21 protein-coding genes and 1 pseudogene are annotated in these 21,003 nt (G+C 54.7%); 17 read left to right on the forward strand and 5 right to left on the reverse strand.

Going from position 1 to position 21,003, the window contains the following annotated elements:
• Positions 1-68: 68 nt before the first annotated feature.
• The 13 genes and pseudogenes from NZM04_04285 (at position 69) to NZM04_04345 (ending at position 12,701) form a co-directional block, all read left to right on the forward strand.
• Positions 69-182, forward strand: a pseudogene (locus tag NZM04_04285) (energy transducer TonB).
• Positions 183-193: 11 nt separating this feature from the next.
• Positions 194-991: an SBBP repeat-containing protein gene (locus tag NZM04_04290; GenBank protein ID MCS7063253.1), complete on the forward strand. Its 798-nt coding sequence runs from the start codon at positions 194-196 to the stop codon at positions 989-991.
• A gap of 315 nt (positions 992-1,306) precedes the next feature.
• Positions 1,307-1,960: a cytochrome c family protein gene (locus NZM04_04295; GenBank protein MCS7063254.1), complete on the forward strand. Its 654-nt coding sequence runs from the start codon at positions 1,307-1,309 to the stop codon at positions 1,958-1,960.
• A gap of 11 nt (positions 1,961-1,971) precedes the next feature.
• Positions 1,972-5,238 carry a TAT-variant-translocated molybdopterin oxidoreductase gene (locus NZM04_04300; protein MCS7063255.1) on the forward strand — a complete coding sequence of 1,089 codons (3,267 nt, stop codon included), beginning with the start codon at positions 1,972-1,974 and terminating at the stop codon, positions 5,236-5,238.
• Between the two features lie 3 nt (positions 5,239-5,241).
• Positions 5,242-6,717: a polysulfide reductase NrfD gene (gene nrfD / locus NZM04_04305; GenBank protein MCS7063256.1), complete on the forward strand. Its 1,476-nt coding sequence runs from the start codon at positions 5,242-5,244 to the stop codon at positions 6,715-6,717.
• Between the two features lie 6 nt (positions 6,718-6,723).
• Positions 6,724-7,347: a DUF3341 domain-containing protein gene (locus tag NZM04_04310; protein ID MCS7063257.1), complete on the forward strand. Its 624-nt coding sequence runs from the start codon at positions 6,724-6,726 to the stop codon at positions 7,345-7,347.
• Between the two features lie 3 nt (positions 7,348-7,350).
• Positions 7,351-7,980, forward strand: a complete 630-nt coding sequence (locus NZM04_04315) for a cytochrome c (GenBank protein ID MCS7063258.1) — start codon at positions 7,351-7,353, stop codon at positions 7,978-7,980.
• Positions 7,977-9,191 carry a hypothetical protein gene (locus NZM04_04320; GenBank protein MCS7063259.1) on the forward strand — a complete coding sequence of 405 codons (1,215 nt, stop codon included), beginning with the start codon at positions 7,977-7,979 and terminating at the stop codon, positions 9,189-9,191. Before NZM04_04315 ends, NZM04_04320 begins: the two co-directional genes overlap by 4 nt.
• Positions 9,192-9,201: 10 nt before the next feature.
• Entirely contained in the window at positions 9,202-9,585 is a 384-nt protein-coding gene (locus NZM04_04325; protein MCS7063260.1) for a hypothetical protein, read from the forward strand.
• Positions 9,586-9,613: 28 nt separating this feature from the next.
• On the forward strand, positions 9,614-9,862 hold the full coding sequence (locus tag NZM04_04330) for a hypothetical protein (protein MCS7063261.1): 249 nt from the start codon (positions 9,614-9,616) through the stop codon (positions 9,860-9,862).
• Positions 9,859-11,334, forward strand: coding sequence for a cbb3-type cytochrome c oxidase subunit I (locus tag NZM04_04335; protein ID MCS7063262.1), 1,476 nt, complete (start codon positions 9,859-9,861; stop codon positions 11,332-11,334). Before NZM04_04330 ends, NZM04_04335 begins: the two co-directional genes overlap by 4 nt.
• 3 nt (positions 11,335-11,337) lie before the next feature.
• A complete protein-coding gene (locus NZM04_04340) occupies positions 11,338-11,973 on the forward strand; it encodes a cbb3-type cytochrome c oxidase subunit II (protein ID MCS7063263.1) in 636 nt (211 codons plus the stop codon).
• The gene (locus NZM04_04345) at positions 11,970-12,701 is read left to right on the forward strand and encodes a cytochrome c (GenBank protein MCS7063264.1); all 732 of its coding nucleotides are present in this window, start codon (positions 11,970-11,972) and stop codon (positions 12,699-12,701) included. The genes NZM04_04340 and NZM04_04345 overlap by 4 nt, the downstream gene beginning before the upstream one ends.
• 27 nt (positions 12,702-12,728) lie before the next feature.
• Here the strand turns inward: NZM04_04345 and NZM04_04350 are convergent, their stop codons facing one another.
• From NZM04_04350 to NZM04_04370, 5 genes are read right to left on the reverse strand one after another with little or no spacing between them, the layout of a single operon-like run.
• A complete protein-coding gene (locus NZM04_04350) occupies positions 12,729-13,574 on the reverse strand; it encodes an ABC transporter permease (GenBank protein ID MCS7063265.1) in 846 nt (281 codons plus the stop codon).
• Positions 13,575-13,581: 7 nt separating this feature from the next.
• Complete coding sequence (locus tag NZM04_04355) at positions 13,582-14,427, reverse strand: ABC transporter ATP-binding protein (GenBank protein ID MCS7063266.1); 846 nt, start codon at positions 14,425-14,427, stop codon at positions 13,582-13,584.
• A 13-nt stretch (positions 14,428-14,440) separates the two neighbouring features.
• A complete protein-coding gene (locus NZM04_04360; protein MCS7063267.1) occupies positions 14,441-15,127 on the reverse strand; it encodes a haloacid dehalogenase-like hydrolase in 687 nt (228 codons plus the stop codon).
• A gap of 5 nt (positions 15,128-15,132) precedes the next feature.
• A complete protein-coding gene (locus NZM04_04365) occupies positions 15,133-15,939 on the reverse strand; it encodes a hypothetical protein (protein ID MCS7063268.1) in 807 nt (268 codons plus the stop codon).
• 44 nt (positions 15,940-15,983) lie between these two features.
• Positions 15,984-16,799, reverse strand: coding sequence for a fumarylacetoacetate hydrolase family protein (locus tag NZM04_04370; GenBank protein ID MCS7063269.1), 816 nt, complete (start codon positions 16,797-16,799; stop codon positions 15,984-15,986).
• 125 nt (positions 16,800-16,924) lie between these two features.
• Here NZM04_04370 and NZM04_04375 point away from each other — a divergent pair, with 125 nt between their 5' ends.
• The 4 genes from NZM04_04375 to NZM04_04390 form a co-directional block, all read left to right on the forward strand.
• On the forward strand, positions 16,925-18,346 hold the full coding sequence (locus tag NZM04_04375) for a hypothetical protein (GenBank protein ID MCS7063270.1): 1,422 nt from the start codon (positions 16,925-16,927) through the stop codon (positions 18,344-18,346).
• A complete protein-coding gene (locus tag NZM04_04380) occupies positions 18,328-19,350 on the forward strand; it encodes a glycosyltransferase family 2 protein (GenBank protein MCS7063271.1) in 1,023 nt (340 codons plus the stop codon). Before NZM04_04375 ends, NZM04_04380 begins: the two co-directional genes overlap by 19 nt.
• Positions 19,351-19,373: 23 nt before the next feature.
• Entirely contained in the window at positions 19,374-20,714 is a 1,341-nt protein-coding gene (locus NZM04_04385; GenBank protein ID MCS7063272.1) for a hypothetical protein, read from the forward strand.
• 4 nt (positions 20,715-20,718) lie between these two features.
• The coding region (locus NZM04_04390; GenBank protein ID MCS7063273.1) for a hypothetical protein at positions 20,719-21,003 on the forward strand (285 nt) is incomplete at its 3' end.

The following is a 21,003-nucleotide window of genomic DNA, read 5'->3' on the forward strand; positions in this document are numbered from 1 at the left end:
AGCAAGACTTGACGAAAACCAAGGAAAACTCATCTGGCTAACCTACTACGGCGGCCCGCAACGCGACGACGCAACAGCCGTCTCAACCGACCCCACTGGCCACATCCTCCTCACCGGCCGCACCCACTCCAACACCGGCATCTCCTCACCCGGTGCCCTTCAAACCAACAAAAACAAAACCACCGACGCATTCATAGCCAAATTCACATCACAAGGTGCCCGCCTCTGGGGCACATACTTCGGTGGCGAATCTACCGATATCGCCCACAGCATAGCAGCAGACTCAAAAGGAAACATCATCATCGTCGGCGAAACCACAACCCAAAACAACCTCATGCCCTCAGGATACCAAAATACCTTCGGCGGCGGCATATACGACGGCTTCATCCTTTCCATCAACCCCGAGGGCAACTCCATCAACTGGCGCACCTACATCGGCGGCCCAGGAAACGACTGGCTCCACACCGTCACCATTGATTCGGCAGACTCCGTCATCGTCGCTGGACGCACCTCCTCCAAGTCCGCCATCACTAAATCCGCCTCCCAAAACACATACGGAGGGGGCGCCTTCGATGCAATCATCGCCAAATTCGACTCAAAAGGAAACCTCACATGGTCAACCTATTACGGCGGTAAAGGTAACGACATCGCATTCGGTATAACCACAGACACCTCCGACAACCTCTACATTGCCGGACAAACCACATCCCGCGACAACATCGCCCAAAACGGCGTCCGCAACAGAAAATCAGGCAAGATAGATGCATTCCTAGTCAAACTCTCTCCATCCGGCTCACGCCTATGGGGCACATACTACGGTCGACTACAAGACGATCAAGGCTTCGCTGTCGCCACAGACCCCCTAGGCAACATCTATCTCGTCGGACAAACTCAATCCACAGGCACAGAAACAACTTCACCTCACCAAGCCACATACGCAGCCGGAGAAGCTGACGGGTTCATCGCATGCTACAACACAAATTGCAACTAAACTCAGCTCACCTCCTCCCACCTCCGCCCAACCAAATCTCAAATACTACTACTCTAAAAACAAGAATCCACACCACCTTAACCCATACTCAATTATTAGAAAAACTTATCATCCACTCGCCACACCCTTATTTTTTCTAAAACCACAAATTATCCATTGCAAAAAAAAATTATCACGCATAAAAATCCATCGTCCCAACGGACACACCCATATGCTGCCCCTCATCAAGCAAAGGGAAAGACGATGGATCCCATCACCATACCACCCATTCCACTTCCCCTAAGGAATATTTCCTAAATTTCAACTCACCCCACCATGGCCAACCTCTTCCCCCCAAGCATCAACTGGCTGCCCATAAAAATTCTCATCTGCCTCAGCCTCACACTCGCAGCCGCCGTAGCCGGCGTCACATACTACTTCACGCCCAAATACACCCGCGTCGGCTACATGCCCACCCAACCCATCGCCTTCTCCCACGCCCTCCACGTAAACCAACTCGGCATGGACTGCCGCTACTGCCACAGCCACGTCGAAATCTCAGGCCACTCCAACGTCCCCACCACACAAACCTGCATGAACTGTCACAGCCAAATCAAAAAAGATAGCCCCAAGCTCGCCGTCCTCCGCGAAAGCTGGGAAACCGGCAAACCCATCCCCTGGATCAAAATCCACCAAGCCCCCGACTACGTCTACTTCAACCACGCCGCCCACGTCACCCGTGGCGTCAGCTGCGTCAGCTGCCACGGCAACGTCAACCACATGGAAGTCGTCTGGCACCACCAACCCATGAGCATGGGCTGGTGCCTCGAATGCCACCGCAACCCCGAATTCCACCTCCGCCCAGCCTCAGAAGTAACCAACCTCGACTGGACCCCACCCGTCGGCACCACCCAACGCGAAATCGGACTCCAAATCCAAAAAGCCGCCAACATCCAACCCCCACTAAACTGCTCCGGCTGCCACCGCTAGTCATTCTCTCCATGAAACGAATCACCACACATCCTTCCCTACCACAAAACCTCAACGGCCGAAAATACTGGCGTAGCCTCGACGAACTCGCCGACACCCCCGAATTCCGATCCTGGCTCCAAAAAGAATTCCCCGAAGGCGCCTCATACCTCGACGCCGATGGAGTGACCCGCCGCCACTTCCTCCAACTCATGGGCGCCTCCCTCGCCCTAGCCGGATTCGGCCTCACCTCATGCCGCCGCCCCGAGTCCTACATCGTCCCCTACACCCGTAGCCCCGAATACATCATCCCAGGCAAACCCATCACCTACGCCACTGCCATCCCACGCCGAAAAGGCGCCCACCCCATCGTCGTCACCTCCCACGAAGGCCGCCCCACCAAAATCGAAGCCAACACCCTCCTCAAAAACTACAAAGGCACCGACGCCATCACCCAATTCTCCATCCTCGACCTCTACGACCCCGACCGCTCCCGCACCTACATCCACAACCAAAAAATCACAGACCAAAACTCCTTCCTCGAAATCCTAAAACAAATCTCCGCACAATACACCCCCACAAAAGGCCAAGGCCTCGCCCTCCTCATCGAACCAACCGTCTCCCCCACCACCCAACGCCTCCTCCGACAATTCCAATCCCAATTCCCCCAAGCCATCCTTGCCACCCACGACCCCCTCGCCCCCACAGAACCCCTAGCCGCCGCCGAAGTCGCCTTCGGCAGCAAAATCCAAATCACCCCCATCTGGGAAAAAGCCGATATCATCCTCACCGTAGAATGCGACTTCCTACAAGGCGACGAACTCAGCATCCCCGCCATCAACGGCTTCACCCGACGACGCCGCCAAGACCTCCCCACCCCCCACATGAACCGCCTCTACGCCGTCGAAAGCCGATTCACCATCACCGGAGGAGCTGCAGACCACCGCCTACGCCTCCGCGCAAGCCAAATGGGAGCCTTCCTCCTCGACCTCGCCCACGAACTCCACTCCCTCGGAGCCACCTCCCTCAAGCCCCTCATACAAAACCTCACCCGCAGCCTCTCCATCCGCACCAAACACCACACATGGGTCAAAGAACTCGCCCTCGACCTCTGGCAACACCGCACCCGCTCCGCCATCCTCACCGGCAGCCTACTCCCCGCCCACTGCCACCTCCTCGCCTACGGCATCAACGCCGCCCTAAACAACTTCGGCCAATCCATCCACCTCCACCCAGTCCCCTACCTCCTAGCCGCACCCCTCACCACCCTCGCCCAAGCCATCCACACCGGCTCAATCCACACCCTCATCATCATCGGCACCAACCCAGCCTACACCGCACCCGCCGACCTCCACTGGCCTGAGCTCCAAAAAAACATCCCCCAAGTCATCCACATTGGCACCCATTACGACGAGACAGCCGCCCTCTCCCACACCCACGCCCCCCTCACCCACTACCTCGAAACCTGGGGCGACCAACGAGCCTCCGACGGCACCTACCTCTCCCAACAACCCCTCACCCTCCCCCTCTTCAACGCCATCTCAGAAAACCAAACCCTCGCCGCCCTCCTCGGCCTCCCCCACACACAAGGCCCCGAGCACATCCAAGACACCTTCAAAGAAATAACCAACACACAAAAATTCGACACCGACTGGAAACGCTTCGTCCGAGACGGATTCGCACAAAACACCGCATACACCCCACTCAACCTCCCCTTCAACACCACATCCGCCGCCGCCTTCCTACAACACAACCCCCCACCCGTCGCCGCAGCCGACGAATTCGAAATCGCCTTCTTCCGCTGCACCAAACTCGACGACGGCCGCTACGCCAACAACGGCTGGGCACAAGAACTCCCCGACGCCGAAACCAAACTCACCTGGGACAACGCCGCCCTCATCTCCCCCGCCACCGCCCGCCGCCTCGCCACCGATCGCCCCATCAAAAACGGCGACATCATCCGCCTCGACCTCGAAGACCGCTCCATCGAAATCCCCCTCTACATCGCCCCAGGCCACGCCGACGACTGCATCTCCCTCACCCTCGGCTATGGCCGCACCACCCAAGCCGGCCACGTCGCCGCAGGCGTCGGCACCAACGTCTACCCCCTCCGCACCACCACCAACCCCTACTTCGCCCTCGGCGTCCGCATCACCCTCACCGGCAAACACTACGAACTCGGCCAAACCCAAACCCACTACAACATGGAAGGCCGCGCCCTCGTCCGCGAAGCCACCCTCGCCGAATACCAAGCCGACCCCCACTTCGTCGACCACCTCGGCCTCGACCACGAAATGCCCACCCTCAACCAACCCGGCGACAAAGACTTCCCACGCTACCCATCCATCTACCCCCACCCCTACACCACAGACGACCCCCACACCGGCAACATCAACAAAGCCCCCCACCAATGGGGCATGATCATCGACCTCTCCGCCTGCACCGGCTGCAACGCCTGCGTCATCGCCTGCCAAGCCGAAAACAACATCCCCATCGTCGGCAAAGAACAAATCAACAAAGGCCGCGAAATGCACTGGATCCGCATCGACCGCTACTACGGCTCCACCGAATACTACCACCAAGACCTCGGCCAAGCCCCCGACGACCCCACCATGCTCACCCAACCCATCCTCTGCATGCACTGCGAAAACGCCCCCTGCGAAACCGTCTGCCCCGTCAACGCCACCGTCCACAACGACGAAGGCCTCAACGTCATGGCCTACAACCGCTGCATCGGCACCCGCTACTGCGCCAACAACTGCCCCTACAAAGTCCGCCGCTTCAACTACTTCGACTTCAACAAACGCAACGTCATCGCACGCAAAAAAATCGGCCCCATCGAATTCTCCAACCTCTACGCCGGCCCACTCGGCACCATCAACGACGACGCCCTCATCGCCATGCAGAAAAACCCCAACGTCACCGTCCGCATGCGCGGCGTCATGGAAAAATGCACCTTCTGCACCCAACGCATCGAAGAAGCCCGCATCCAAGCCAAAATCAAAGCCGGCCAAACCCCACACACCCAAATCCCCACCGACTCCTTCCAAGTCGCCTGCCAACAAGCCTGCCCAGCCGAAGCCATCACCTTCGGCAACCTCGCCGACCCCCAAAGCAAAATCGCCAAACTCAAAGGCCACAACCTCGAATACGGACTCCTCACCTACCTCAACACCAAACCCCGCGTCACCTACCTCGCCCGCATCCGCAACACCAACCCCCGCATGCCCGACGCCCACCGCTACGGCCTCTCCAACATCGGAAAACACCCACCCCAAAACACCGAGACCCACCACTAAACCATGAACAGCACAACGTCTCTATCCGCCCCCACCCCACAAGAACTCCAAGCCGCCCAAGCCGAAATCGCCCGCCCCCACCTCGTCCTCAACAACCGCCCCTTCTCCTGGGTCACCCAAAAAATCTGCTCCATCGTCGAAGGCCCCACCCCCCTCTGGTGGTGGATCGCACTCACCATCTGCGCCATCCTCACCGCCATCTCCATCTTCTGCTTCGGCTACCTCATCTCCACAGGCGTCGGCGTCTGGGGCAACAACGCCCCCGTCGCCTGGGCCTGGGACATCACCAACTTCGTCTTCTGGATCGGCATCGGCCACGCCGGCACCCTCATCTCCGCCATCCTCTTCCTCACCCGCCAAAAATGGCGCACCGCCGTCAACCGCGCCTCCGAAGCCATGACCCTCTTCGCCGTCATCTGCGCCGCCCTCTTCCCCGCACTCCACGTCGGCCGCGTCTGGATGGCCTGGTTCCTCGCCCCCGTCCCCCAAGCCAACGCCATCTGGCCCAACTTCCGCTCCCCCCTCCTCTGGGACGTCTTCGCCGTCTCCACCTACTTCACCGTATCCGTCCTCTTCTGGTATCTCGGCCTCATCCCCGACCTCGCCACCCTCCGCGACCGCGCCACCGGCATCAAAAAGAAAATCTACGCCATCCTCTCCTTCGGCTGGACAGGCGCCAACCGCCAATGGCGCAACTACGAAAAAGCCTACCTCATCCTCGCCGGCATCTCCACACCCCTCGTCCTCTCCGTCCACTCCATCGTCTCCTTCGACTTCGCCACCTCCGTCATACCCGGCTGGCACACCACCATCTTCCCCCCCTACTTCGTCGCAGGCGCCGTCTTCGGTGGATTCGCCATGGTCCTCACCATCCTCCTCCCCGCCCGCATCCTCTACGGCCTCCACGACCTCATCACCATGAAGCACATCGACAACATGTGCAAAATCCTCCTCCTCACAGGATCCATCGTCGGCTACGCCTACCTCATGGAACTCTTCATCGCCTGGTATAGCGGCAACCCCTACGAATGGTGGGTCTTCCTCCGCAACCGCATCGCCGACCCCTTCATCTTCGGCCCCCTCCTAGGCATCCCCCCAGCCCCCTACTGGTGGGCCTACTGGGCCATGATGATCTGCAACGTCGTCGCCCCACAACTCTTCTGGTCAAAAAAAATGCGCAACAACCTCTGGATCGTCTTCATCGTCGCCAACTTCGTCAACGTCGGCATGTGGTTCGAGCGCTTCGTCATCATTGCCACTTCCCTCCATCGCGACTTCCTCCCCGGCTCCTGGGGACACTTCTCACCCACCTGGGTTGACATCTGGACCTTCATCGGCACCCTAGGCCTCTTCCTTGGCCTCTTTCTCCTCTTCATCCGTTTCCTCCCCATGATAGCCATCGCAGAAGTCAAAGCTGTCATGCCCCAAGCCGACCCCCACCCACATCCCCACCCCTCCCCCCACACCACCAACCACTAACCCGCCATGAGCACCCAACTTGCCTCCCCCCAACAAACTACCACCCCCCAACCCACCCTCACCTGGGGAATCGGCGCCGAATTTGATAGCCCCGCCTCCCTCCTCCACGCCGCCAAAGCCATCCACAACGCCGGCTACAAATGGTGGGACGTCTACACCCCATTCCCCATCCACGGCATGGACAAAGCCATGGGCCTCAACTGGTCCAAAGTCTCCGTCTTCGCCTTCATCGGTGGAGCCACAGGCCTCACCACAGGCCTCCTACTCACCATCCTCACCTCCATCCCACGCCCACAATGGCTCGCACACATCCCCTCAGGCTGGCTCCTCGACCTCTTTTATCCCCTCGTCGTTCAAGGCAAACCCTACCTCGCCCTCCCCGCCTTCTTCCCCGTCCTCTTCGAATTAACCATCCTCCTCACCGCCTTCGGCACCATCGCCGGCGTCCTCATCACCAACCGCCTACCGCGCCTCTACAACCCAGTCTTCAACTGGGACTACTTCGCCAAAGCCACAGACGACGGATTCTTCCTCATCATCGAAGCCGCCGACCCCCGCTACGACCGCCAAAAAACCGCCGAACTCCTTGCCTCCCTAGGCGGCAAAAACATCACCCTGATCCCAAGATAACCTATGCGCTACTACCTCCTCGGCCTCCTCCTCACAATCCTCCTCGTCATCTTCATCGCAGGCCGCCAAGGCGACTTCACCCAACGCACCCCCATCGAAATCTTCGACGACATGGATCGCCAACAAAAAATCAAACCCCAAAAACCCAGCGACTTTTTCCCCGACGGCCGAGCCGCACGCATGCCCATCCCCGGCACCATCCCCACTCACATCCCAGTCGAAAACGAATACCTCTACACCGGCCGAATCGGCAACCGCTGGGGCAACGGCATCCCCATCCCCGTCACCGAATCCCTCCTCCTCCGCGGCCAAGAACGCTACTCCATCCACTGCGCCATCTGCCACGGCGCAACAGGCGCCGGCAACGGCATCACCAGCCAATACGGCCTCGTCGGCATAGCCAACCTCCACCAAGAACGCCTCCTCAAAATGGATGACGGCGAAATCTACAACACCATCACCCACGGCAAAGGCACCATGTATGGCTACGGCTCCAACATCCAACTCGAAGACCGCTGGGCCATCGTCGCCTACATCCGCGCCCTCCAACGTTCCCAAAACGCCTCCCTCGACGACCTCCCCCCCGAGCAGCGCACACGCCTCACCGCCTCACAAAAACCACCCACCCCATGACCACCCAGACCCACTCCCTCCCCTCCACCGCAAACGTCACCCTCCCCCCTGCAGCCACACGCAAGCTGGAAAAAACCCTCCTCGCAGGCGGAATCATCCTACTCCTCATCACCATTGCCCTCGCATTCATCAACAAAGATTTCACAAAACAATTTGCCCACTCATGGCTCTTTGCTTTCTACTTCTTCTTCACCCTCACACTCGGAGGCATCTTCTGGGTCATCCTCCAGCACACCACCAACGCCGGCTGGTCGATCGTCGTTCGCCGCCAAATGGAAAACATCGGTGCCAACATCCCACTAATCGCGCTCCTCGCCCTCCCCCTCATCCCCGTCCTCCCCTATCTCTACAAATGGATGGACCCCCAATACACCGCCGGCGACCCAATCTACGCCCATAAACAAGGATTTCTCAACATCCCCTTCTTCACCATCCGAGCCCTCTTCTACTTCGGCACACTCATCTACCTCATCCACCTCCTCCGCCGCCACTCCATCGCACAAGACCACGACGGTTACCCCACCCACACACTCCGCCTCCAAAAAATCTCCTTCATCGCCCTCCCCCTCTTCGCCGTCATCACGACGTTCTCCGCCATAGACTGGCTCATGGCACTCGATTTCCACTGGTATTCCACCATGTGGGGCGTCTACATCTTCGCCGGCTCAGCCCTATCCAGTTTAGCCTTCCTCATCATCCTCACCTTCACCCTCCAACGCCTCGGCTACCTCAACGACGTCATCAACAAAGAACACTACCACCTCATGGGCAAGCTCCTCCTCGCCTTCACCGTCTTCTGGGCCTACATCGCCTTCAGCCAATACATGCTCATATGGTATTCCAACATCCCAGAAGAAACCACCTTCTACATCCAGCGCAACCAAGGCTCCTGGTATTGGCTCAGCCTACTCCTCGTCATCGGCCACTTCATCATCCCCTTCCTCCTCCTACTTTTTCAAATTACAAAACGAAAACCCCACATCCTCGCCAGCATCGCCGCTTGGCTCCTCCTCATGCACGCAGCCGACCACTACTGGATCATCCTCCCCCGCAAACATCCACAAGGCATCTTCCTACACATCATGGACCTCACCGCCTGGCTCGGCATGGCCGCCCTCTTCACCGCTTTCCTCATCCGAAACGCAAGAAATTCAGCCCTCATCCCCCTCCGCGATCCACGCCTCCAAGAATCCCTACACGTCTCAAACTAGCCACACATCTATGTCCGCTTCCCCCTCAACATCCCCCAACTCCTCCCCACGAGACCCCAAAACCCTCCGCGGCCAACTCCTAGCCCTCCTCGGATTCCTCATCTTCGGCATTGCCGCCTACTACCTCATCACCACCGAACGCGCCAAAAACCCCACCTTCGATGAAAAAGCCGCCCAAGCCAGACTCGAGCGACTCTCCAAACTCCAAGAAGAAGAACGACTACGCCTCCACTCCTACGGATGGATAGATCAAGCCGCCGGTATCGTTCACATCCCCATCGAAAAAGCCATCCCACTCACAGTCAAAGAACTCAGTCAAAAACCAGTGGGCCCCGGCAACCCCATCACCACTCCACCCATCCCCTCCCCTCCACCCCCACCCTCCCCACAATGAACCCACCAAAACAAGCCAAACCCCGACAATGATCGCCGTTCCCATCATCATCTTCACCGCAATCATCCTAATGGCCATCTCAGCCATCGCCGCCTTCACATGGACCGCCCGACGCGGCGAATTCGACCACCTCGACCAGATCGCCACCCAAATTTTTGACCAAGAAGAACCCATAGGCCAACTCTCCGACCGTTTCCCTGATCAAAAGATACCCCCACACATCCCCACACGCCCATCGTTCACTCACCCCCAAAATCCTCCTCAAACAAGGTTATGAACACCACCCCCAACACCCCCCTTGATCCCACCACAGCTCAACGCATAGCCATAGACCAATCCGTCCGCCTCCCCATCCTCTTCTTCTTCGCCTCCGCCATCTTCTGGCTCATCATCGGCACACTCTTCGGCCTCATCAGCTCTATCGTAATGCATTCCCCAGAATTTCACCGCACCAATATCGCATGGCTCGACGCCCTCCTCACCTTCGGACGCATCCGCCCAGCGCACGTCAATGCCGTCGCATATGGCTGGGCCTCCATGGCCGGCATCGGAGTCGCCATCTGGCTCATGGCGCGCCTATGCCGCGTCCCGCTCGAAGGCCAACGCCTCATAATCTCTGCAGGTATCCTATGGAATATCGGCGTCACCTTAGGCATAATCGGCATCCTCATCGGAGATGGCTACGCCATCGAATGGCTAGAGTTCCCCACCTATGCCACCTTCACCCTGTTCACAGCATTTGCGATCATAGCTATATGGGCTGTCAGACTCTTCATTCGGCGCGATAAAAACCAACACATCTACGTCTCCCAATGGTATCTACTAGCTGCCTTATTCTGGTTCCCATGGCTCTACGGCACAGCCCAAATCCTCCTCATCCTCACCCCCGTAGCAGGCGTCACCCAAGGCGCCGTCAACTGGTGGTATGGCCACAACGCCCTCGGTCTCTGGTTCACCCCCATCGGCCTCGCCGCAGCCTACTATTTCATCCCCAAAGTCATCGGCCGCCCCGTCCACAGCTACTACCTATCCGTCGTCGGCTTCTGGACGCTAGCCTTCTTTTACAGTTGGAACGGCATGCATCACCTCATCGGTGGACCTTACCCCGTATGGCTCATCTCAGTCTCCACAGTCGCTTCGGTCATGATGGTCATACCCGTTGTCACCGTAGCGATCAACCACCACATGACAATGCGCGGCCACTTCCACCTCCTCCGCTACTCCCCCACACTCCGCTTCGTAGTCTTCGGAGCAATGGCTTACACACTAGTCTCCCTCCAAGGCTCCTCCATGTCCATAAGATCCCTGAATGTCATCACCCACTTCACCCACTACACCGTCGGTCACGCACACCTCGGCCTCTACGCCTTCTACACGATGATCATGTTTGGCTCCATCTACTACATCGTCCCGCGACTACTTCGCTGGGAATGGCCCTCCGCCACACTTATCCGCATCCACTTCTGGTGCACAGCCATCGGAATCAGCGTCATGTTCCTCATCCTAAGTGTCGGCGGTCTCATACAAGGCCTCGCCCTCAACGACCCCAACATCAGCTTCATGGCCACCGTCGATCTCACAATCCCATTCCTTTGGATCCGCTCCCTATCGGGCATCATGATCCTGATCGGCCATATAGCCTTTGCAATCCAATTCGTCCTGATGCTCCTCAGATTCGGCAAACCAAAAAGCGGCCCCACCTATTTCCACCCCATCCCAGAACCCGTCACTTCCACCTCTCAATCATAACCCATGAACCGACTCCCCACCCTCTTCTTTGGCATCTTCATCACCTTCGCCTCTGCCTGGCTCGGCCTCATCCTCTGGCCCGTCCTATTCATCGGTCACCTCCCGCCCCACCAAGACCCCGACACACAAGACATCCTCCCCCCCCCCTCGCCCGGCCTGGCTCTCATAGGAAAACGCGTCTACGAAAAAAACGGCTGCATGTATTGCCACACCCAACAAATTCGACCAGAAACAACCGGATCCGACATCGCCCGCGGCTGGGGCTCCCGTCGCACCGTCCCAAGAGACTACATACACGACAAACCCGTCCTCCTCGGCACAATGCGCACCGGCCCCGACCTCACCAACATCGGCCGCCGCTGGGGAACCGACGCCGCCGCCATTGCCAAACACCACCTCCACCTCTACGCCCCTCGACTCGTCTCACCAGGCTCCATCATGCCCCCCTACCACTTCCTCTATGAAACACGAAAAATACAAGGCTCCCCCTCACCCGACGCCCTAAAACTCGAAGGCACCCCATACGCCCCACCACCCGGCTATGAAGTCGTCCCCACCGCCGAAGCCCGCGCCCTTGTCGCCTACCTCATCTCCCTAGATCGCACCTACCCATTACCCGAAATTCCAGAACAACCATGAGCACCGCCCCCACCCCACCCCCCAACGACCCACAAAACGAAACCCCCGAATCCCTCGAAGCCCAAACCCGTGCACTCGAATACAACGAAGACACCGACGTCGAGAAAATCCACGCCGCCATCCTTCGAGAAAAACAAGAACCTCAAGACGGCCTCGAGCCCCTACCCCTATGGCTCGTCCTTCTCTTCTCCATCATCATCTTCTGGGGCGGCGGTTATCTCTTCTTCTACTCTGGCGGCTTCAAACACGACGTCTACGACGAAAAACTCATCACCTGGGGCCCAGTCACCGCCACCGCCACACAAAAAACTATCGACCCCATCGCCATCGGCAAACGCCTCTACACCGCCAACTGCGCCGCCTGCCACCAAGCCACAGGCCTAGGCCTCGCAGGACAATACCCGCCGCTGGCTGACTCCGAATACGTCCTCGGCCGCGACGGGTGGGGCACCAACCACCTCATCAAACTCGTCCTCAACGGCCTCGAAGGCCCCATCACCGTCAAAGGTCAACCCTACAACGGCAACATGCCCGCTCAAAAAGACATCCTAAAAGACGAACAAATCGCCCACATCCTCACCTACATCCGCCAAGAATGGGGCAACAACGCACCCCCCATCACCCCTCAACAAGTGGCCGCCATCCGCGCCGAAGTTGGCAACCGTCGAGCACCATGGACTCTTAACGAGCTCCGCGCCATCCCCGCCAGTGACGTGCCCACACCATAGTTCCCCCCAAAAATTACCCCCCGCAGCTCAAAAATCCCGCCTCTGAAAAGCCACTATCCCAAGCAAAAGCGCACCGCAACACAAAACCACCGCATAAACCACGACCTGCCCAACATAACCCCACGACAACGACCCCTGCGTCGAGATCGCCTCTAGCGGCGCAAAAATGCTAAAATCCGGCATCACACGCTGCAACCCCCACAAAAGCCACTCCACAGCCCTACTCACTTCCCCCGTCAACAAAGCCTCCCGAGCCACCCCTTGCAAATGCCCAATCAAATATATCAACACCCCACACAACACACTAAAAATCGGTGACGTCGCAACAGTCGTCAAAAACAAAGTAATCGCAGCCATAATCACCGCCTTGCACCACACCAACACCGCCGCTTGAAAAAAAAGCTCCGGCCGATTCTCCTGCTCAATCTTTTCCACAATTGCCGCCGCTCCCTCACCCCAAAGCTTCTTCTCTTCCTCGATAACCATACCCTTCTTCCACTGGCTAATCAAAAAAGCCATAACCGTCATAAATCCAATCGTCAGAGCCAACATCAACCCCAAACCCAAAAATTTTCCAACAATCACCTGCCAACGATCCACCGGCTTCGCAAGAATTGTCAACAAGCTTCTACTTTCCATATCCCCCCAAAGCAAATGGCTAGCCCCTAGCAAAGCCATAGCGACATTGAAAATCACCATCGCCCCAAAACAAAAATCCTTCACAAACTTCAACTGCTCCGCAAACGAAAGCTCAATAAAAAGTGGCGTCAAAGCCAAAATCACAAACGCAAAAAGAAAAATCAAATGCAACGTCCGTTGCCGCATCAAATCCCGAAACGATAACTGCGCAAGAACAACAACAACCCGTAACATCACATCATCAATGTTGCCTCATCATCTCCAAAAAGCGATCTTCCAAACTCATCCGCATCGGCTCAACCTCAATCGGCTCCACAAAAAACTCCGACAACTGTCTTCTATAATACTCAACCCGCGACACATCTGCTTCCAGAATCCTCACTTCAAGCCCCCTCGGAGCTTTTAACAAACCATCAATCGATCCACTATAAACCCCTACCCCACGATAAAGAAGCGTAACATCATCACAAATTCGCTCCATCTGATCAAGAAGATGAGAAGTAATCAGCAAAGTGCACCCCTGCCTCTTAAGCTCCAACAAAATTTCACGAATCTCATGAGAACCCTCCGGATCAAGACCCGCCGTCGGTTCATCCAAAATAACCAACCGAGGCTCATGAATCAACGCCTGAGCTAATGAAATTCGCTGAAGCATCCCTTTAGAATAACTCGAAAGCGGCCGATCTGCCGCCTCCTCCATCCTCACCCTCCTCAACAACCTCCCCGAACGCCTCCGTATCTCCTCAATACCCAACCCACACAGACGCCCATGAAGATCCAATAATTCCCGCCCCGTCAAAAACCTAGGAAAGTAAGGACTCTCCGGCATATAACCTATCTGCCGCCGAATCGCCCGCGACGGCAAAACCTCCCCAAAAAGCGTAATCTTACCCTCTTGCGGCACAATAAGCCCCAAAATACACTTTATCGTCGTGCTTTTACCGGAGCCATTCGGCCCCAGCAGACCATGAATCGTTCCCTCCGAAACATTCAAGCTTAACCGATCAACCGCCTTAAGCCGAGGCTTTCTCCACCCCATCGAAAAACAATGCGTAAGCGATTCAACCGCAAGCGCAACACCACTCATAACCTCTCTATTCTCAGCCGTTATGATTCTCAATCCAGCTCCAAAAAGTTTTCGTATCTCCTAGATCAGGAAAAACAACACTCGGAGAATACCGCTCCAACGTCTTCACATCATAAGCCCCAGTCGCCACAGCCACAGTTTGCGCGCCAATCACCTTCCCGCACTCGATGTCGTGTGGCGTATCCCCTATCACATACACTTTCTCAGGTTCAATCGAATGCCCCGCAACCTCTGCCGCTCGCTCCAACGCAATAGGCCCCAGTTCATTTCTCAAAACACTATCATCCGCAAACGCCCCAAAAGAAAAAAAATGCCACACCTTATAAAAGGTCAGTTTTAACTCCGCCCCTCGACGCATGTTTCCAGTCAATAACCCCTGTATAAATCCCGGATGATCATGCGCCTGCTGCAAAATATCCACCACCCCCCGATGCGTCTTACCCGGGCTCTTAGGAAGCTCACTCTCCAAATGCCTCAGATAACTTTCAATAAAACAATGCAAATGCTCCGGCGTCGGCTCCACTCCATAGTATTCAAACAACTGATAACCAATAAACCGATCCGTTCGCCCCCTATAATCAATATGCTCCAAAGACGATCGGATCCCAAAAACTTCCTCCATCGCATAGTTAATCGCCCGCTCCCCAGCTTGCCCAGAACAAATCAACGTCCCATCAATATCCCAAAGCAAAACTTTCATCACGCTCAATCCAAGCGATACGTCAGACAACGATTGCGCCAACCCGGCAACCATCGCATTTCATTGCGCCCCGGCGGCGCATTCAAAGCGCGTCGTGTCAATATTGCAATCGCCACATCCGAAAACTCTCGTAACGCCGCAGCCCCACGCTCCGTGCCACGCATATGTTTGAGAACCTGCATCAATCCCCAACGATGGCCATTATACTCCTCTTGTGGCTTCAACCCTTCCCCCTTGAAATTCACATAATCCATCAATGCATAAATACCATGCGGATGCGAAGCCACGCGGTTAAATTGAAAACGCACCCGCTCACGCGTCACAGGATCTTCAATATTCCGAAGCATATTCGGCAGTGAATTCTCAAGCCGCCTCGCCATATAGCGAGCCTGATATGGAATAGTGCGAACGAGAAACTCCCTCAACTCACGCATCCGCGGTGAATCCAAATCCCGCATAAACGCCGCGCGATTTGGCCACGGACATCTCGCCGTCGAATGCAGCCACGAAGGCTTGGAAATCCCCAACTCCTCAAAGTATTTCATCAAAAGCGGAAAACTTTCGTAATACCGAATCTTCTGCCCCTTCGGATACCAAATAAAATGCCCAATCCCCAGCGAAGCAAACTCCTCACCCTCATTCCACGAAGTCAATCCCTCCACCGTTCCTTTGCACTCATTTTTCCAAATTTTCTTCCCAATGTATAGAGCATCACGATCCGAAAGAACAATCCCTTGCGCATAACCCAAAACACAGCCAAAAAACCCTATCACAAACCCCACAACCAAAACACCGACCTTGCACTCCCTCATGCCTTCCAGGCTAGAACAAAGAATTCAATTAAGCAACCCATCCACTATTTCTTCGAATTTATCTGCCTCGCATAATTAACCAGCGTCCCCAACGGCTCGCAATGAATTTTTATCAAGTCCCCCTCCCTCATTGAATACCAGTCGGGAGGAACAATGCCCGTGCCCGTCAATAACACCGCACCATGCGGAAAATCCTGAAAACGATACAACCAACTCACAAGCTCATCCCATGACCTCCTCAATTGCCCCAACGACACCGCCCCTTGAAAAATCCGCTCTCCAGCGCGCTCAATCTCCATCTCGATCGTCCAATTCCGCCAATCGGGAGGATTATCAAAAATAAGCATCCTCGGACCAAAACAAGCAGAATGCTCATAAATCTTCACCTGAGACAAATAAAGCGGATTACTCGCCTCAATATCCCGCGCCGTCGCATCGTTGCCCAACGTCAACCCTATCACCTTCCCTTGCGGCGAAATCACAAGCGTCAATTCCGGCTCAGGCACACTCCACGAAGAATCAGCCCGAAACCCCACATAATCACGATGCCCACCTGCTTTCCAAGCTAGCCCTTTGAAAAAAAGATGCGGACGCTCAGCGACATATACCTTATCATAAAGACTAGCTGATCCCTGAGATTCACTCACTCGCGCAGCTTGACTCCGCGCATACGTCACCCCAGCACCCCAGATCTCTTGCTCAAGCAATGGCGCCGCAAGCGCCGCATCATCAGACAAAAACCGCTCAGCTCCTCGAACCCCCACAAGTTCCCCAACCGATACCCGGCCTTCCAAATATGCCCTCACGCACTCTTCAGAGATCTCCGATAACTTCCCTTCTACTCCTAACAGCCACTCCACACCACATTTCACCAAATACACCATAGATGCTCCCTAATTGCCCGACCTATCCCATCAAATCGAGATCAAAATTATATTGCCCTCTGTGATGACTCCACCAGTCTATCCAACCAAAATATCTCCTGATGCCATCGCTCGAGACCCTAATCCGTTCTAAGCCATTGCTCACCTACTTCTTCCTCTGGCTCCTATTTCTCTACCTCGGACACTTCCATGAGCCGTGGCGAGACGAAGCCCAAGCCTACATGCTAGCAGCCGACTCAGCGTCACTCTCAGAAATGCTCCATAACCTGCGCTACGAGGGGCACCCCCCCCTATGGCACCTCCTACTAAGGCTCATCTCAAAAAGCGGCTTGAGCGGTCCCGACGCCCTCTGGATCACCCAAGCCACCATCGCCGCCGGCACAGCCACCCTGTGGCTGATCCTCTGCCCGCTAAACTTTCCCTTGCGCCTACTAAGCCTATTTTCCTACTTCTTCTTATACGAATACGGAATCATCGCGCGCACCTATTCCCTGGCCTGTTTATTATGGATGATCGCGCTCCTCGCGCCTCCACGCCCATTAAGGGTCGCAGCAGCTCTTCTTGTCGCTTTCACCAGCCTCTACGGATGGGTCCTGACCCTAATCTACTGGCTAAATCTTGAGCTGCAGCGCGAGGGCTGCCTGCGCACCCGATTAATCTTTGCCTCCAACCTCGCTCTTGCCGCTTGGCTCACAATCCCCTCTCCGCAACAAGATTTTTTTCATCCCACTTATTTAAGCCAGCTTCCCCGATGGAGCGATCTCACCACCGCCATCACTCGCTTCTTCTCAACATTAGCCCCGATCACCTTCCGCTGGCCTTACTTCTGGGAAAATCATCCCCACACGCAGATCCCCAATCTTCTCTTCACCCTCCTCTTTCTAATCATCCTCACCATCTTGCTTCGAAAAAGCTCGCGAAACACAAAAATCCTCCTCCTAACAAGCCTCTCGATCTTTTTAACCATCAGTCTTTGTATCTACTCCGGCGGCTATCGCCACAACGGACATTGGTTCCTTATAATCCTAGCGTTGATGAGTCGGGACCGCGATTGGCTAAGGGATAATTTAAGACGGTGGACTCTCGTCACCATCATGGTTCTAAGCATGCTAGGCGGCGTCAGACACCTGATTAAGGACATCCGACATCCCTTCAGCGCCGCACCCCTAGCCGCAGAAATCATAAGAGAAGAGCTTAAAAAAAATCCGAGCCTCCAACTCGTCGGCGGAATCGACTACACCGTCTCTTCCATCGCCTACCAGCTCGGACGCCCCATCTACTACCTCAACCGCGGAGAATTCGGCACCTTTGTCAAATGGGACCGCCATCGAAAACGATCCCCCAAAGACATCCATCAAGACCTTCAAAACTGGATAACAAAAAGGAACGCTCTCTTCGTTTTCGACACCCAATTCGCACAACCTTTCACCCCACTTCTCAACTCCTGCTGCATCCACATAGCAACTTTCCACGCCGCCTTTGTCCTCGATGAAAGTTACGAAATATGGACCCTGAAAAATTGACCATCAACTCAGTAACAACCCCTGTCCTGACAGTCGCCATTCCAACCTTTAACAGGACACAAGCATTGATCACACAAATCAAAAGACTCTTGCCTCAACTCAACGACCCGCGCGTTTATTTGCTTGTCTTAAATAACGCCGGTGACCCCAACCTCCTCAACACAATTAGACCTCTCGTCGAGCCTATTCAGGGACGATTTTATTATCATTCAAATGTAGCCAACATCGGAATGTGTGCAAATATTCTCCGAACGCTTGAACTTGCTCAAACCTCATGGATCTGGTGGCTAGGCGATGACGATCCCATCCTCGCTGATGCTATCAAAACAGCTTTCCAAGCTATAGCGGAAGCCGATGAACACACACTGATGATTCAATCCGGCTGCAATCATCCTGAAATAAACATCCATCGCCCCCAAAAAATCTCCTCCCTAAGCTCACTATCTAAGCTCTGTGAAAATTCGTGGATCATCAGCAACTTTCTGCACTTGTCCTCTACTATCGTAAACCGCCCCTTAGCTTTGAAGTATCTCAATGTCGGCTATCATACAGTTTACAGCCTAGGCCCGCACGTTGCGATGAAGTTCGTAGGGGTTCGTGATGGACTCAACATCCTTCTCTATCCCCAACAAATGTTCGAATCCGGTGGATACGACCCGCAGAGCTGGAGCCGATGGAAACTACTATTCGGAATGACCTCACTAATTGAGCTAGAGGGAGTCGAACAGGAACTCTATCAATCTCTGCGTAGCGTCTATAGAGCGTGGCTCGGACGTCCACTGTTGATAAGAATGCTTGCCACGATTCTTAGAGGCACCGATCGACCGAGCATTTACTGGCGGTCCTATTGTTTGAGAATAGCAAGTGTTTCGGGATTTCGGAGAGGCCTTTTATTTTGCTCACTTGCCTTATTCATTTGTCCTTTACTGAAGTGTGATTGGATTTGTTCACTCCTTAAAAAAATCTTAGGCAGCCGAAAAGAACTAAGCAGTGCGAGCTATTAAGCACTTTAACTTTCCGAGTTGGAATGAAAAGTCTACTTAAAAAAATCGGAGTGGATCGCGCTATCCTCTTCAGTGCCGGCAGTAAATTTTGGTCCCTATTCATCGGTCCAATTTCTCTTCTCCTGATTGCTACAGTTCTGAGCCCGACAGAGCAGGGATACTATTATACCTTCTGGAGCTTGATAGCAGCCCAAGTTTTTTTTGAGTTAGGAATTGGGAATGTCCTACTGCTCTATGCAGGCCATGAAAAAGCCAAACTACAATGGGAACCCACTGGAACACTAACTGGTGACCCCGCCGCACTCTCTCGTCTAGCTTCGCTTTTTCGCAAAGCCGCGCGTTTTTATTTCTCAATACTCCCTTTTGCATTCACAGTCATCACCCTCTTAGGATGGACACTCTTCTCAAACGATAACTCAGGAGTCTCCTGGAAATTGCCCTGGATTCTTCTAGTCATTACCACACTAGGACTTTTTATACTCAATCTCTTGCTCAACCTGATCGAAGGGTGCGGCAAAGTAGAGGAAATAGCTCAAGCCCGTTTTTTTTCAACTATCAGCATGACCCTCGCCATGTGGACCACCCTGATATCAGGCGGGAAACTCTATGCCGCTGCTTTGGCAAACTTAGCCTCACTTGGTTATCTCACGCTATGGCTGTTATATCGTTATAGTCGCTTCTTGAAACAAATCTTTTTCGAAGTTGTGATTCACGAATCACTCAAATGGATGAAAGAAATTTGGCCAATGCAATGGCGAAGTGCACTCAGCTTCATTAACGGATATTTAATGTTCCAACTTCTAAATCCGATTGTCTTCCATTTCGATTCACCATCAGCCGCAGGAAGATTGGGAATGAGTTCAAATTTATTAGCTGCTGTATCGAGCGTTAGCCTTGCTTGGATTTACACCAAAAGCCCACAAATGTGTGAATTTGTCGCTCAACGAAAATGGAAGCCGCTTGACAGGCTCTTTATACGTTCTTTGACACAGTCAACCTTAGTCCTCTTATTCCTCAATTTCATCGTCCTTCTTGCACTAGTCATCCTACAACAAATCTATCCTCGACTCGCTTCTCGATTTTTAGAGCCTCATCACTTCTCCAACCTCATCCTAGCAAGTCTAGCCAATCATTTTCTAATATCTTACGCCACCTATTTACGCGCCCATAAACAAGAACCTCTCGTCAGTCTTACTCTCTTAGGAGCCATATTGATTCCTATAACGTCAGTGTTCATGATCCAGCAGCACGACTTATCCGCAATGTTACAGGCATACGCTGCAAACTGCTGGTTGCTGGGACCTGTCTTGGGCACCTGGATCTTTTTAAGAAAAAGGAAGCAATGGCATCGCGCAGAAAGTTAAAATCATGAACTCCCCCTCCCCCATCCGTGCCCTCTTCGCGGGGATGAATAGTTGGCATCTCAATCATACAGCACGTGAATTCGAAAAAGAGGGAGCCCTCGTCGCCTATTGGATGGGCAACAAAAGACCTCCTGGTGTCCCTCGAGATAAATACAAACGAATCTGGCCTTACCACTTGATTCATAAACCATTCATTCATCTCCCATTCCTCACCAATTATCCTCCCATACGATTCCTACTCGATGACATCGAGGAACGCATCCGCTGGAATATCCTCCCCCTCTATGAA

This window comes from Candidatus Methylacidiphilales bacterium (assembly GCA_025056655.1).
GTDB lineage: Bacteria > Verrucomicrobiota > Verrucomicrobiia > Methylacidiphilales > JANWVL01 > JANWVL01.